This is a genomic window from Lentilactobacillus farraginis DSM 18382 = JCM 14108 (assembly GCF_000583655.1).
GTDB classification, from domain to species: Bacteria; Bacillota; Bacilli; order Lactobacillales; family Lactobacillaceae; genus Lentilactobacillus; species Lentilactobacillus farraginis.
In genome coordinates this window covers 1-13,520 of record NZ_BAKI01000054.1, presented here as the reverse complement: position 1 = coordinate 13,520, position 13,520 = coordinate 1, and the positions used below count along the sequence as shown (strand labels likewise).

Annotated in this window: 13 protein-coding genes and 1 pseudogene; 9 read left to right on the top strand and 5 right to left on the bottom strand. The window is 42.9% G+C overall.

Translation table 11 applies throughout. The features are described from left to right. Positions 1 to 37 precede the first annotated feature (37 nt). From JCM14108_RS12500 to JCM14108_RS12490, 3 genes are all read left to right on the top strand, one after another. On the top strand, positions 38 to 856 hold the full coding sequence (locus tag JCM14108_RS12500) for a transporter substrate-binding domain-containing protein (RefSeq protein WP_035181247.1): 819 nt from the start codon (positions 38 to 40) through the stop codon (positions 854 to 856). 36 nt (positions 857 to 892) lie between these two features. Further along, positions 893 to 1,921 carry a D-cysteine desulfhydrase family protein gene (locus JCM14108_RS12495; RefSeq protein WP_035181246.1) on the top strand — a complete coding sequence of 343 codons (1,029 nt, stop codon included), beginning with the start codon at positions 893 to 895 and terminating at the stop codon, positions 1,919 to 1,921. A gap of 178 nt (positions 1,922 to 2,099) precedes the next feature. Then, positions 2,100 to 2,297 carry a hypothetical protein gene (locus JCM14108_RS12490; RefSeq protein WP_035181245.1) on the top strand — a complete coding sequence of 66 codons (198 nt, stop codon included), beginning with the start codon at positions 2,100 to 2,102 and terminating at the stop codon, positions 2,295 to 2,297. 34 nt (positions 2,298 to 2,331) lie between these two features. Here the strand turns inward: JCM14108_RS12490 and JCM14108_RS12485 are convergent, their stop codons facing one another. Then, positions 2,332 to 2,607 carry a hypothetical protein gene (locus JCM14108_RS12485; RefSeq protein WP_035181244.1) on the bottom strand — a complete coding sequence of 92 codons (276 nt, stop codon included), beginning with the start codon at positions 2,605 to 2,607 and terminating at the stop codon, positions 2,332 to 2,334. Beyond that, positions 2,604 to 3,197: a hypothetical protein gene (locus tag JCM14108_RS12480; RefSeq protein ID WP_035181243.1), complete on the bottom strand. Its 594-nt coding sequence runs from the start codon at positions 3,195 to 3,197 to the stop codon at positions 2,604 to 2,606. The genes JCM14108_RS12485 and JCM14108_RS12480 overlap by 4 nt, the downstream gene beginning before the upstream one ends. A gap of 313 nt (positions 3,198 to 3,510) precedes the next feature. On the opposite strand from JCM14108_RS12480, the gene JCM14108_RS12475 reads away from it, so the two are divergent. The 3 genes from JCM14108_RS12475 to JCM14108_RS12465 are packed head-to-tail and all read left to right on the top strand — an operon-like array spanning position 3,511 to position 8,013. After that, positions 3,511 to 4,647: an exonuclease SbcCD subunit D gene (locus JCM14108_RS12475; protein ID WP_035181242.1), complete on the top strand. Its 1,137-nt coding sequence runs from the start codon at positions 3,511 to 3,513 to the stop codon at positions 4,645 to 4,647. Continuing rightward, positions 4,644 to 7,781 carry an AAA family ATPase gene (locus tag JCM14108_RS12470; protein ID WP_035181241.1) on the top strand — a complete coding sequence of 1,046 codons (3,138 nt, stop codon included), beginning with the start codon at positions 4,644 to 4,646 and terminating at the stop codon, positions 7,779 to 7,781. The genes JCM14108_RS12475 and JCM14108_RS12470 overlap by 4 nt, the downstream gene beginning before the upstream one ends. 19 nt (positions 7,782 to 7,800) lie before the next feature. Further along, the gene (locus tag JCM14108_RS12465) at positions 7,801 to 8,013 is read left to right on the top strand and encodes a hypothetical protein (protein ID WP_035181239.1); all 213 of its coding nucleotides are present in this window, start codon (positions 7,801 to 7,803) and stop codon (positions 8,011 to 8,013) included. A 96-nt stretch (positions 8,014 to 8,109) separates the two neighbouring features. On the opposite strand, the gene JCM14108_RS12460 is transcribed toward JCM14108_RS12465, so the two are convergent. Further along, entirely contained in the window at positions 8,110 to 8,454 is a 345-nt protein-coding gene (locus tag JCM14108_RS12460; protein WP_035181238.1) for a hypothetical protein, read from the bottom strand. Positions 8,455 to 8,547: 93 nt separating this feature from the next. Between JCM14108_RS12460 and JCM14108_RS12455 the strand changes: the two genes are divergently transcribed. Continuing rightward, on the top strand, positions 8,548 to 9,372 hold the full coding sequence (locus JCM14108_RS12455; RefSeq protein ID WP_051996172.1) for a DUF3658 domain-containing protein: 825 nt from the start codon (positions 8,548 to 8,550) through the stop codon (positions 9,370 to 9,372). Between the two features lie 65 nt (positions 9,373 to 9,437). Here the strand turns inward: JCM14108_RS12455 and JCM14108_RS12450 are convergent. Together JCM14108_RS12450 and JCM14108_RS12445 are read right to left on the bottom strand one after the other, a co-directional pair. Further along, a pseudogene (locus JCM14108_RS12450) lies at positions 9,438 to 10,153 on the bottom strand (gamma-glutamyl-gamma-aminobutyrate hydrolase family protein). A gap of 25 nt (positions 10,154 to 10,178) precedes the next feature. After that, on the bottom strand, positions 10,179 to 11,798 hold the full coding sequence (locus JCM14108_RS12445; RefSeq protein WP_035181235.1) for a peptide ABC transporter substrate-binding protein: 1,620 nt from the start codon (positions 11,796 to 11,798) through the stop codon (positions 10,179 to 10,181). 551 nt (positions 11,799 to 12,349) lie between these two features. Between JCM14108_RS12445 and JCM14108_RS12440 the strand changes: the two genes are divergently transcribed. Together JCM14108_RS12440 and JCM14108_RS15595 are read left to right on the top strand one after the other, a co-directional pair. Next, positions 12,350 to 13,138: an iron-containing alcohol dehydrogenase family protein gene (locus tag JCM14108_RS12440; RefSeq protein WP_237745829.1), complete on the top strand. Its 789-nt coding sequence runs from the start codon at positions 12,350 to 12,352 to the stop codon at positions 13,136 to 13,138. Then, the gene (locus JCM14108_RS15595; protein ID WP_237745828.1) at positions 13,060 to 13,467 is read left to right on the top strand and encodes a dehydroquinate synthase/iron-containing alcohol dehydrogenase family protein; all 408 of its coding nucleotides are present in this window, start codon (positions 13,060 to 13,062) and stop codon (positions 13,465 to 13,467) included. The genes JCM14108_RS12440 and JCM14108_RS15595 overlap by 79 nt, the downstream gene beginning before the upstream one ends. Positions 13,468 to 13,520: the final 53 nt, after the last annotated feature.

Sequence of the window (13,520 nt, the reverse complement as noted above, 5' to 3'; positions counted from 1 at the left end):
TGAATATCATTAAGGCATATCATTAAGGAGAAAAAAGATGAAGGTAAAAGTGATTATTAATAAATTATTATTGCTTGTAAGTATTGTATTGATAGGTGGCGTGCTAACCGCTTGTAGTTCCAATTCATCCTCCAAAAAAGCATCGGGTTATCAGTCGGAGTTAAAGCAACCCAAGCAACTGACTATTGGACTTGAAGGAACCTATCCGCCATATTCCTATCGAAAGGATGGCAAGCTTACCGGATTTGAGGTAGAACTTGGTAGAGCCGTCGCCAAAAAATTGGGCGTAAAGGCCAACTTTGTGCCAACAAAATGGGATAGTTTGGTTGCCGGTTTGGGAAGTGGCAAGTATGACGTGGTATTGAATAACATCACGCAAACGCCGGAACGTCGGAAACAATATTTATTTTCTAAGCCCTATGTTTATTCACGCTACGTATTAATTACGCGTTCCAAAAACAGTGATATTAAAACAGTTGCAGATATTAAAGGCAAGAAGTTTGCAGAAGCGACCGGCTCGGATAATGAATTGGTTGCTAAAAGCTTTGGGGCAACTATTGTACCGCAAGAACAGTTTCAAACTAGTTTGGACTTGGTAAAACAAGGTCGGGCACAAGGCACAATCAACGCTGAATCGGCTTTATTAACGTATGCCAAGGACAATTCAATTAAGGGGCTTAAGTATCGCTTATTAAAAGATTCAGAACAAAAGCCGGCAAAAATTTCGGGACTTTTTAATAAAAAATCGCCAAAGTTAAAGGATAAGTTTAATAAGGTTTTGGAGCAATTAAGGAAAGATGGTACACTGCAACGCTTATCGAAAAAATATTTCAGTAAGGATATAACAACTAAATAGGCACTGGATTAGTTTATGAAGGGGATCGACAAAGATATGAAGAATTATAAGCAACTTCCTAAAGAAAAGCTCGGCTTTTTTCCAACGCCAGTTCATCGTCTGGATCGCTTGTCAGCACAGCTTGGCATCAACCTGTATTTGAAACGGGATGATTTTACGGGGCCTAACTTATTTGGCGGCAATAAGATTCGAAAGCTTGAATATTTATTGGGAGATGCTTGTCAAAAGGGGGCTGATACGGTAATTACGTTTGGTGCTACGCAATCCAATCATGCAATGGAAACAGCTGTAGCAGCTAATCGACTCGGTTTGGACACTATTTTATACTTAGAAACAATTACCCCGAATGATCAACAGGATGATCGGGCCAATGTTTTGTTGGATAAAATTTTAGGTGCTAGAATTCATTATGTTTCGATGGAAGGGCGAACTGAAGCCCAAGCCGATGAAATTTCAATGCAGTTAGCTTTGGCAGAAAAAGAACGTTTGGAAGCGCAAGGACACCATGTATATATTATTCCGGTAGGTGGCGCAACCCCGATTGGTTCAGTAGGGTTTGTATTAGGATTCAAAGAGTTGGTTGAACAACTTCAAAATGTGGACGTGGACTACGTTGTTCATGGTAGCGGAACAGGTGGTACGGCTGCTGGATTGATTGCAGGGGCGAAAGCTTTTTCCAAGCGATCTCATAAAACACAGATATTGTCTATCAATGTGAGCCCCAAACCGGAAAGTCACTATCAAAAGGTGGTTGACCTGGGTAATAATGCGTTGGATTTGCTGGGACTTGAGGACAGAATTTCGCTTGCAGATACGCATTTTGATCAATCATATTTTGGTGAGGGTTACGAAATTCCAAGTAAAGCTGGATCCAGTGCAATTCGATTATTGGCAAGAACAGAAGGCATTTTAATCGATCCTGTTTATACCGGAAAAGCATTTGCCGGCTTGTTGGATTATGTTAAAAACGGAAAAATAAAAGCTGGAAGTAACGTTGTTTTTTGGCATACGGGTGGTGTTTCCGCTTTGTTTGCGGAGCATAAAATAGTTGGGAAGATTGAGTAGCTTGTAACTGCCTGCCGGAAATAAGACAGCCATCTTAATACTTTAATTTTGAGGTGATTGAGACATAAGTTCAAAAAACATTATTTTTTAAAAGAATCCCGTAAAATCAGTTTATAAAGACATTGATCTTACGGGATTTCTGCTTGATTCCAAAAAATGTAATCAAGGAATTAGAATAATGGGGTATCTCAATTCCTTACTACGCCAATTTAATGCGCCGCTTTATCAAATGCAGGTTGTTGAAGACGGTAATGATAGCAGTTATTGTGGCGGACAAGTTGTTGAAATTGACTTTGTGTTTTCAAAAAGCGATTTTGACAGCGTTAACCAACAAATAGCGGCTAAACTGGAGAATAGTAAAAAAGCAGATGCCTGAATCTTCAGTAGCATCTGCATCGTTTAATAACGAATTATTTGGTTACCCGATAAACGTCGGTTGGTGAATAGCCACTGGCAAAATCAGCAACTAAATTGTGTGGCATAATGTAGTGAAATCCCGTGATGAAATGTCTTAGAGCTGCTTTGGCCGCACCGTACCAATAGGCCAGGTAAACGTACTTGGAACAGTAGGATTTTGCCTGATCGTAAAGCCATGGTTCAAGATTGTAGACCGGACTATTGGTTTTGTACATATCATTATAAGCATACTGTGCCGCCTCTTGGGCATATTCGGGATGACTGGTCATTCGATAAACTTCGATATAAGACCCCCGGCCGGTGTAGTAATCAAAGAAACGTTTTTTGGTCCAATTCTGAGTGCCAAGTTGGGGCCCGGCATGTGGAGAATGTTATTGTCCGAAATAGCAATTGCCGAATGACCAAAAATTTTGGCTTCCTTAAAGGAACTGGTGCCATAGATAATTAGAATATCACCGGGCTGCATATGATAGTTGGTTTGATCGGTTGAAGAATCGTCCTTAGAATCAGTGGAAGCAGCAGCTTCAAGAGAAAGCGTTTGGGGATGCTCGCCGGCTTGGTGAACCGGGACCTCGTAATGATCTTTGGCTATGTATTGCTGGAAACTGGTGGCTGGATGGTCTTTAAGCTGTTTTAAGTAACTTGGAAAAACATAATTTTTACATAATTCCTTAAATTGCTTAAACGTCATGTTGGCATTGGTTAAAATGTGCTTTTGACGGCCAGCATTATAGGCGCTTCGAAAAATGTCGCTGGTTGATGACGCATCGGCACCGTTGCCGGTAGAAACGATGCCAATCCCGAGAAAAATTGTGGCAGCAATTACCCACACCAATTGGATTAACGATTTTCTTTTCATAAATAACCCCGCTTACGTTGTTTATTTAGACTGTCTTAATACCCTAAAGAAATCTATAGGTTAATTATATACCCGGTTAGTCATTTACCACATATATAATTTGACTATGCAACTAAAAAATAGAACGAGTTCTGGTTGTAAATAAAATAGATTTTTCACGATTGTTTGATTAAAGTGATTTAATAGGCAAAGTGGGGTTAGTTTGAACGTGCGTTTGTTATATAATGAAACCATGTTTATGGAATGAAATAATGGCTAAGAGAACCTTGGCATTGAAATGCCTAAAATGACAGACTGAAAGGACCTCACTCATATGCGCTTTTTACATACAGCCGATTGGCACATTGGCCGCCGACTTCATGGTTTTGACCTTACGTCAGAACAGATCCATGCTTTTGAACAAATTGAAGAATTGGCGTTAACCGAACACGTTGATGGCATTATTATTGCCGGTGATTTATACGATCGCAGTATGCCGGCCGAAGCGTCAGTTGCCCAATTGAATCATATGCTGCAGCAGCTTAATTTAGTCGATAAATTGCCAATTTACGCTATTTCCGGCAATCACGACAGCGCCATTCGTCTTTCGACGGGAACACCATGGTTCAAAAGTACCCAATTTTATATGCATACCCGATTGGATCAGGCGTTCAAACCGGTTGATTTACCGGATACGCAATTATTTTTATTGCCGTATTTTGAACCGTTTGATGCCCAGCAATATTTTAAAGATGACAGTCTGCAACACCTGGACCAGGCATTTGTGCCGGTTGTTAATAAGATGAAAACACTGTTTAAGCCAAATAAAAAACACTTGCTGGTCTCACACTTTTTTGTGGACGGCAGTGCAACCACTGACTCTGAAACCCAGTTGAGAGTTGGTGGCTTGGCAGCCGTTCCGGTTGGCTTGTTGAAGGATTTTGATTATGTGGCCCTGGGACATTTACATGGTAAAGACGCCTTGCACGCACAAAATGCTCGGTATAGCGGCTCGCCCGTCAAATACTCTTTGTCGGAAGCCAACCAGAAAAAAGGGGTCTTCATCGTTGATACCGAGCCGTTTCAATTGACTTTTAAACCACTGACGCCGATCAGGGATGTTCAGCAATTAACCGAAGACTTTGAGACGTTGACAGCCGCTGATTATTATGACCAATTAAAATTGGATAATTATTTTGGGATTACTTTAAAAGATCGTAAACCGATTCCCAATGTGATGGCGCGGCTGCGTCAAATATACCCCAACATTATTTCCCTGGATCGGGCTGCCGGCTACGAGACCACTATCGAGGAGTCCGGTGAAAGCAGTGATCAGATCCGACAGAAAAATCCAATGGATCTGCTGCGTGATTTTTATAAACAGGTTGCCAAAGACGACCTTTCGCCGCAGCAAATTAAATGGGCTCAAGCAGCACTAAAGATTGCCAATGAAGGGGGCGTCAACCAGTGAAGCCACTAAAGCTGACACTTAAAAATTTTGGACCTTACGAAGATGAAACCATCGATTTTACGCAACTTGAAGATGCCTCGGTTTTCTTGATTTCCGGAAAGACCGGTAGTGGTAAGACAACCATTTTTGACGCCATCACCTTTGCTTTATATGGTGACAGTGCCAGCGATGACCGTTCGCCACAGAGTATGCGGTCTGATTTTGCCGACACTAAAACACCAACTGAAGTAACCCTGTCATTTGAACATCAGGGGCGGCTTTACTGGATTAACCGCTCACCCAAACAGGAACTGGATAAAAAGCGGGGCAGCGGGACCAAAGTATTTGAAAGCCAAGGGAAACTTAAGATTTTTGAAGGCGAGAAACAAATTGACGAAATTACCAAACTTCGAGATATTAATATCAAGTTAATTGATGTCCTTCAAATTAATCGGGAGCAGTTCGTCCAGATTGTCCTATTACCACAGGGGGAGTTTCGACGATTTTTAACGGCCTCCAGTGCTGATAAGGAAGCGGTTTTGCGAAAAATATTCAGAACCCAGCTTTATCAAAAATGGCGGGATGCTTTAAAAGAAATGCTTAAGAAGCAGACAACCAAGAACCGGGACGTGCAAAATGCGATTGACACTGATTTGGCAAAGGTGGTTTGGTTGGCTGACGCGCCGGATGGCATTGAAAAACAAAACGTTAATGATCAATTAGCAGCTTTGACTAACCAGCAGAAGCAGGCTAACAATGCGTTGAAAACGTTAAAAGAGCAGCTCCAGGCCGTTCAACAACGTTATGAGGAAGCCAACCAGCAGCTTCAAACAGATGACAGTATGAATCAACGAATTAATCAGTTGACTGCCAAACGCCAAGAACAAATTGAACTGCAGGCGCGACAGCCTGAATTTGATCGGCTGCAAAAGCGAATCGAACAATTAAGCTGGGCCAAAGAGTTAAAACCTAAATATGAGCAATTTCAGGAACTGCAGGGAGAAGTCACGGATAATCAACAGCAATTAAAAGCAGTTGTTGGAGAGATTAATAACCAGATTAAAACGCAGGCCGACTATGTGAAAAAAGGGGATCAACTACAGGCACAAAAAACTGAACAGGATCAACGGCTTAACCAAAAATCGGTTTTGGAAAGCCAACGACCGGCTTTTAAACAGGCCCAAGAACTGCAAAAACAACTTGAGCAGGCACAGAAAAAAGTATCAGTGCTTCATCAGGATTTGGAAAAAGGGCAGCAACAACTAACCGATTTAACCGAACAGGATACTCAAATTACAACGGCTCTTTCACAAATGGTAGCCGTTACCGAACAGCTAAATGCGTTGGATCGGACGGCTCAGGTACTGGCGGACGCTGCCAACCAGTTAAAAAAACTCGAACAGGATCAACGGGCTAATCGGCAATTGGCCGAAGCACTCGAAAAAAAGCAGCAGGCGCTGACTGAATTAACCAAACAGGTGGCACAATCTCAAGCAACTTATAATGACTTGAGAAATACCTGGTTAAGCAATCAGATTGTGAACTTGGTGAAACAATTAAAGCCGGGAACGCCCTGCCCTGTTTGCGGCAGTTTGACACACCCCAGTCCAGCACACGTCGCTGACTTGCCAAGTGTCAGTGATGATGAAATTAAGCGTGCCGAAGCTGAGTTACAAAAAGGACAAAATCAATTGGCAGCGGCTAAAAGTCGCCTTGAGGAACAGACCAGCCAAAGTGAAAAGCAGGCCGGTCAGTTTCATGAAGTATTTGCGGAATTAGTGACTAAGCTGGTAAGCAGTGGCGTTCTAACAGCTGCGGTCGATGATTTGGCGGTCGTCAAAAGCCAACTTGAAACACAAATCGCCAAGAATGATCGGGAGCAAAAAGCGGTTCGGCGCCAACAGTCGGCACTGAAAAGCCAACAGGAAAAACAGGTGCATATTAAGAAAACCTTGGCTGAATTGACGCAGATCGTTACCCGCTTAAAAGAAGGCTATCAGACTGTTGAGGCAACTCGGCAAAGGTATCAGGTACAGTTGGCGGATGTTAAACAGCAGCTGCCAAGTGATTTTAACGATTTGAAGGCTCTGGATCAACATTTAACCGAATTACAAACGGCCATTGAAGCGTATGATCAGGCGGTTGCCGATAATCATAGCCGGTTAACGACGGTTAAGAGTCACTTGGCGGCGGCCCACGCTACCGAAGCCGGTCTGAAGAAACAACAGCAGCAGGTAACCGCCAAGCTGACGACTATTCAGGCTGAAATTACAGCGGCCGTTTCTCAAAAATTAAAAACCGAAGACTGGCGGGGACTTCAGCGTTTGTTGGCCGAAGTTAATCAGCTGACTGATTTTCAACAGAAAGCTGCGGCCTATCAAGATCAGCTTAAAAACGTGGCTGCCGAAATCTCAACGTATGAGGGCATTGTCGGCAAGCATCAGTTGGTTGATTTGGATGCTGAACAAGCCAAGGTGCAGCAGCTGGTTGAAGAGCGGAAACGTCTGCAGCAGCAAAGTGACGAGCAGAGTCGCCAAACTTTTCTTAATGATGACCTGCTAAAGCGGATTAAGAAAAACAATCGGGCAATTGCTGAACAGCAGGAAACAATTAATCAACTGCAGCTGCTGGTGGAAACGGTCAGCGGCAGTGGGGATGCCAAGCTGGGATTGGAACGCTATGTTCTGCAGGCACAGCTTCGAGAGATTCTCAAAGTGGCCAATCAGCATCTAAAACAGTTGAGTTCCGGCCGCTATGCAATGCTGCTGCATAAAGAAGCCGGTGCTTATCAAAAGAATACCGGCTTGGAAATCGATGTCTATGATGATAATGTCGGCGAGTTAAGAAGCGTTCACACCCTTTCCGGTGGTGAAAGCTTTATTGCGGCGCTAAGTTTGGCCTTGGCACTCGGCGAAGTTATTCAAAATGAATCCGGTGGCATCAGTATTGATACGTTATTTGTGGATGAAGGCTTTGGTTCGCTTGACCAGGAGTCGCTGACCATGGCCATGGCGGCATTGGAAAATATTGAAAGCAATGATCGGATGATTGGTATTATCAGTCATGTTACAATACTTCAGGAGCAGGTTCCTTATCAAATCCAGGTTCAAACACAAGGACAGGGTAAGAGCCGGACTAAGATTGTGACACCGTGATACTAAGGGGATGACTTGAATGGGACTCATATTATTTCTGATATTTGGCTGGTTTTATCTACTCTTTCGAATTGGTTTTTCGCTGTTGCGTTTTTTAGGCAGTTTTTTTATTCTGCTGCTGGTCTTCTTTATTCTTGCCAAAGTGATTATCTTGGGGCTTTGGCTGTCAGGTGTCGCTGTTTTGGCGTTGGTTGGCTGGCTGGTTTATCGAGGCGTTTCCGGTCAGATATAGCTTTGAAGTATGACATTAAATGATTTGACTGATTTATTTATTTTGGAAAAATTAAAAAGGGCAGCTGAGCGAAAAAATTCGCAAAGCTGTTCTTTCTCAATGGGTAATCGGGTTTCGCTGATTATTGCGGGCGCTGTTGTTAATGAGCAGTGCCCAAATGCCGGGAATGAGGTAGAGGATACTGCCGAGGACCCCTATGACGATAGTGACAACCGGCCAAACATAGTTGTTGTTCTTGTGCAGTAATTTCAAACAGAAGATCATGATAATCTGTTGAATAATATAAAGACCACCGAAGACGGTCGTGCCGATTTGGACAGCCGCGGAATCCGCACCTTGCCATAACAGAGTTCCCAAGGCAAGCCCAATTAAAATTGTTACCACCCACCAGATAATCCAACCGGCGATTTGCGGTTTACTGAGGTGTTTCTTAGTTTGCATGATAGCCATCCTTTCCTAAGCGTTATTAGCAACAGGGTAATTGATTTGATAACAAAATTCAACTTTTGTTTTAAAGTAAAAGGCTGTAAACTAATGTTAACTAACAATACGGGAGATGGCGCAATGCCGGTAGATGTGACGTTTAACGCTTCATTTGGTTACCAATTACGATGGTATTATCGGGAAAAACGGCTTAAACAACGGATAATAATGTTACCCCTAATGCTTGATCTCGGTAGGATTAAAGCAGCCAATTTTACTCGCAATCGGCTTTTGCTTGTGAAGAAGCTTTTCCAAGAATCAGGCGACACCGCTGATGAAGAAATTCAAGTAATTCAGGACAATCTTTCCTATTTTAAAACCATGATTCAATCTGGTGCGTCTTTTCGGATTTGGTGGACTAAAAGCGCCGCGGATTATTGCGGCTTTCTTTGGGCATGTGACCAGTTAAAAAATGTTGAAAACCAAGTTTCACAGGTTGCGGTGCCAATTGTTCACCCAAGGACTAATCGAAGCCTTTTAATCCTGAATGACGGTTTGGGTGGGATTTCGTGCGATCAGATTGATGAACTTGATTTATTTAGGAAGCAGGTGGCAATGCCAAAAACTATTCGGGAAGCCTATAGTTATGGATGGCGGGATTTACAGGATCATAATCAGCCGATCAGAGTATTGATTAATGATCGGCTGACCAGCCAACCAATCACCTTTTACGATCAATTTATTTATCAGCAGTTATCAGAAAAGCGCTTTGTAACCCTTACTCAGCTGCTTTCTAAAATTTTTGAAAACACCAACTTTGGTATTTCGGAAAAGTGGTATTTATACCGGATTGCGCAACTAATTGAGAAGGGTAACTTGGTAACCAAACGCGGTAAAACACTGATGAAGACGCAGGTTCGTTTGAAAGCCCATTAAAAGAATTAAAAACATGCCCCCAAAGTCGTTGAAGGCCTTGGGGGCATGCTTGTTAGCAATTATTTTTAATTTCGAGCTTTATTAACAAAGTAATCAAAAATTTTTTGGAATTCCGGGTGGCTTCCGCCATCATTTCCGGATGAAATTCGACGCCGATGACGTTGCCATCAGCTGATTCGACAGCCTCAACAACTTTATCATCACTGGTAGCGACCGATTTCAGCTGTTTGCCCAGCTGGTGAATCCCCTGATGGTGAAATGAGTTGACCAGGAAGCGGTCGCCTAAAAGCTGATTCAGCCAAGAATTTCGGTCAGTGGTGATGTGGTGGGTTGGAATTTCCCAGGAAGTCGGGTATTGATTGTGTTTTAGGTAAGCACCGGCCTGTTTATAAATGTCCTGATAGAGCGTGCCACCCAACGCCACGTTGAGAATTTGAATGCCCCGGCAGATTCCCAACACTGGTTTGTGGGCTTTGACAGCCGCCTGAACCAGGGCAATTTCAAATTGATCCCGGTAGATATCGGTTTCGGCAACTTCTTTTAGGGGTTCCTCGCCGTAAACGGCTGGGGTAACCCCCTGGCCACCTGATAACAGTAAGCCGTCGACATTTTCAATGTAGGCTTCGGCATCTTTGGGATCGCCGAGCGGCAGTACGAATGGTAAACCGTCGGCATGCTTGATACCGTTGACATAATCGATTTGAATGTAATCAATAAAGTTGGTATCAAAGCGGGGGTTGGGATGAATGAGGTGATTGCTGGCAATTCCGATTTTGTTCATGGCTTAAAACTCCTTAAAACTTGGCTTATTTCCAACTTGCATATTCATATTTTTGATAACCGATCAATGGGTAATCCAGCCCTTTGACTTTGCTGGTCAGCAGGTGAACCGAAGAATATTGATAAAGCGGGGTGACGCCTTGAAGCTGATTCAGTAAGCTGGCGGCCTGTTGTTGCAACTTCACCCGTTCCGCCGGGGTTTGGCCATCGGTATCATTAATTTTGGTAATTAAAGCTTCGTATTTCTTGTTACTCCAGTCGGTAAAGTTGATCTGACCGGCTTTGGCTGCGATATTTAAATAATCAATCGGGTCGGGATAATCTGTCGACCACCCGAGCGTTCCGGCTTCGAAATTATGATCCGAGAAGGAAGAGATTTCCTGTTGAAGCGGTACTGACCGGACGTTGACTTTTAAATTAGGAGATACTTTGCTGGCTTGGCCCTGAATGTATTCGGCAACAGCCTTATAGGCATCCGTATCAGCGGTTAACAGCTGGAAGCTAATTTTTTTGGTCCCCAGTTGTTTTTGAGCCAGTGCAAAGTAGTGGCGGGCTTTCTTTAGGTTGTAGGTAAGTGGTGTTGATAAGCCTTCATTGAAGTCTTTTCCGTTGGCACCCTTGACCTCACCTTTTGGTACGATTGATTTGGCAGGTAGTGAGCCGTCGTTTAAGATTTTATCGGCCAGCGTTTGACGATCGATTGAATAACTGATTGCTCGGCGCAGGTTTAAATTCCGAGTGGTTTTATTGTAGTTGTTCCATGGGATAAATGCCAGTTGACCGTATTGGCGAACTTTAACATCTTTCTTGAATTGTTTTTCCGCGTCGGCTACCCAACTGCCGGAGATTTGTGTTTCATCAACATCACCGGCTTGGAAAAGCTTGAAGCTGGTTTGCGGTGTTTTGACTACCTGAAAATGGATCTTTTTAAGTTTGACTTTATCAGCATCATAGTAATTCTTATTTTTAACCAGATTCCAAGTATCTTTTGAAGAATTCCAGTTTTTAATCAAGTAGGCGCCGTTGGAAACCGCGTGTTTCGAATCCTGACCGTACTTGGTTCCCCATTTGGCAAGGGCTTTTGGCTCTACCGGATAAATTTCGGTAGCCAGAATCGAATTATAGTAAGGCACAGCGTGACTGAGGGTGATTTGCAGCTTGTATTTCCCCAATGCTTTGATGCCAAGCTTACTTGGGGAAAGTTTACCGGTATTGACGGCTTTAAAGTTTTTAAAGTCCTGATAGTGGGCGGCTCGTTGCGACTTGGTCTTCGGGTTCACCTGCCGACGGGCTGAAATAACAAAGTCCTGGGCAGTGACCGGGGAGCCATCATTCCATTTGCCGTCTTTTCTTAAATTAAATGTATAAGTTTTACCATGATTGGTTGGTTTAACAATCTTGGTTGCCAGCGAAGGGACAATTTTTCCCTGATTATTTTGTTTGTACAAGCCCTCCAAAACCTGGGTAGTTGCCAAATCACTACCAACATCGGTAACCCGGTTGGGATCGACGGTTAACACGTTTGACTGGGCCGTCGTTTTAAACGTCCGGTTGCTGTTGTCAGCTGACTGTTTTTGACCACAGCCGACCAATAATAACGCCAAACTGCCCAAAGCCAAACCGACTCCTAAATACTTTTTCTTCATATTTTATCTTCCTCCAAACATTATCAGTTAGTTTTGTAATAAAAAACGTCCCTCAGCCAAATTTTGACTAAGGGACGCTTTTGCGCGTGTTACCACCCTGCTTCGTGTTGTTAAAACACCTCTACGATACCTGTTGATATCAGGGAAGGTAACGGTTCCTACCGGTTACCATGCGTAAACACGGTAACAACATTCACGGGCTCATCTTCGTGATGGCATCACTATTCTTTCTCAGCAGCCGAACTTTCTTGAAGTGACGATCATCATTACTCTTCCTGTGGTTTTCTAACTGAATTTTAATTTGGGTAAATTATATCGAGTGATTGAAAAAAAGTCAATAGTGATAGTGGGTTTAAATTATAAAAAAATGACGTCAGAATGTTAATTTCAGCGAAAAAGCGATTGACTTTTCAAGGACTTGGGATTAGAATTCTGCTTATTATATTAATTATTTTGTTAGCTTATTGATGATGATTAATCATTAAAAACCAACTTGTTTGAATAACTAATATTTAAACCATCATAAATTTACGTAAGTTGGAGGAAAAAATATGATAATTTCACGAATTGGGCCTCAGCAGTATTTGTCAAATTTGGATGCTTATAATTATTTACCGAAATACATAAGGAACAACGGTTATTCACGGGTCTTATTTTTACACGGTGTTAAATCCTTGAACGCTGCCAAACCATACTTACCAGCATGGGAACCCGGCGTAACGGTTCATGATATTTATTTTAACGGCGAGTGTTCGCCCGAAGAAATTTCACGGATTCGTAGTTTGGTTCGGGAAAATGATATTCAGCTGATTATTGGCTTGGGCGGCGGCAAAGTCCTTGATACAGCTAAAAGTGCGGCCCATTATGAGCATCGGCCAATCGTTACCATTCCGACACTGGCAAGTAATTGTGCGCCGTGGTCGTGTTTAAGTGTCCGCTATAAAGAAAATGGTGAGCACATTGACCACGAAGTTTACGATAACGCGACAAACTTGCTGCTGATCAATCCCAAGGTTATTTTGAATTCACCGATTGATTACTTTGTAGCCGGTATTGGTGATACATTGGCAAAATTTTATGAATCCGAATTGATTTTTAAAGACATGGAAGCCAAAGGGCCCCTTAACGTGGCACTGACAATTTCCAAACAAATGTCCGAGAATTGTAAGGACGTTTTGCTGAAGAATTCTGTAGCGGCTGTTCGTGATATGAAGGCCGGTAAGTTGACCGATGAATGGCTGAGCGTCGTGGAAACAATTATTTGTACGGCCGGGACCGTTGGTGCTGGGGCGACGAATATAGTCGATCGACCGGCTCGCATTCGGTTCACGATGCCCTGACCACCTTTGAAGAAACCAAACCGTTGCTTCACGGTGAGCGGGTGGCTTACGGAAATTTGGTACAGCTTTCCCTGGAAAAGCATTTTGAAGAGATTCAGGTTCTGTTGAAATTATATGGAACCTTAAAGTTGCCCCGCAGTCTGAAGGAACTTGGATTTAAAGCTCCTTCTGAAAAGTTGGTTCATCAAATTGCGGCAGAAACCGTGACACCGGAAAAAGCAATTCATTTATTGCCGTTTAAAGTAACCGAACCAGCCGTTGCTGAAGCAATTAGCCGTTTGGAAGAAATTACGGATAAGTATAAGACATCGGTTACTATTAATAATTAAGTGAGATTTTAAAAACGCCTGTGAAACTGTGGCTTTGCAGGCGTTTTTTCGAC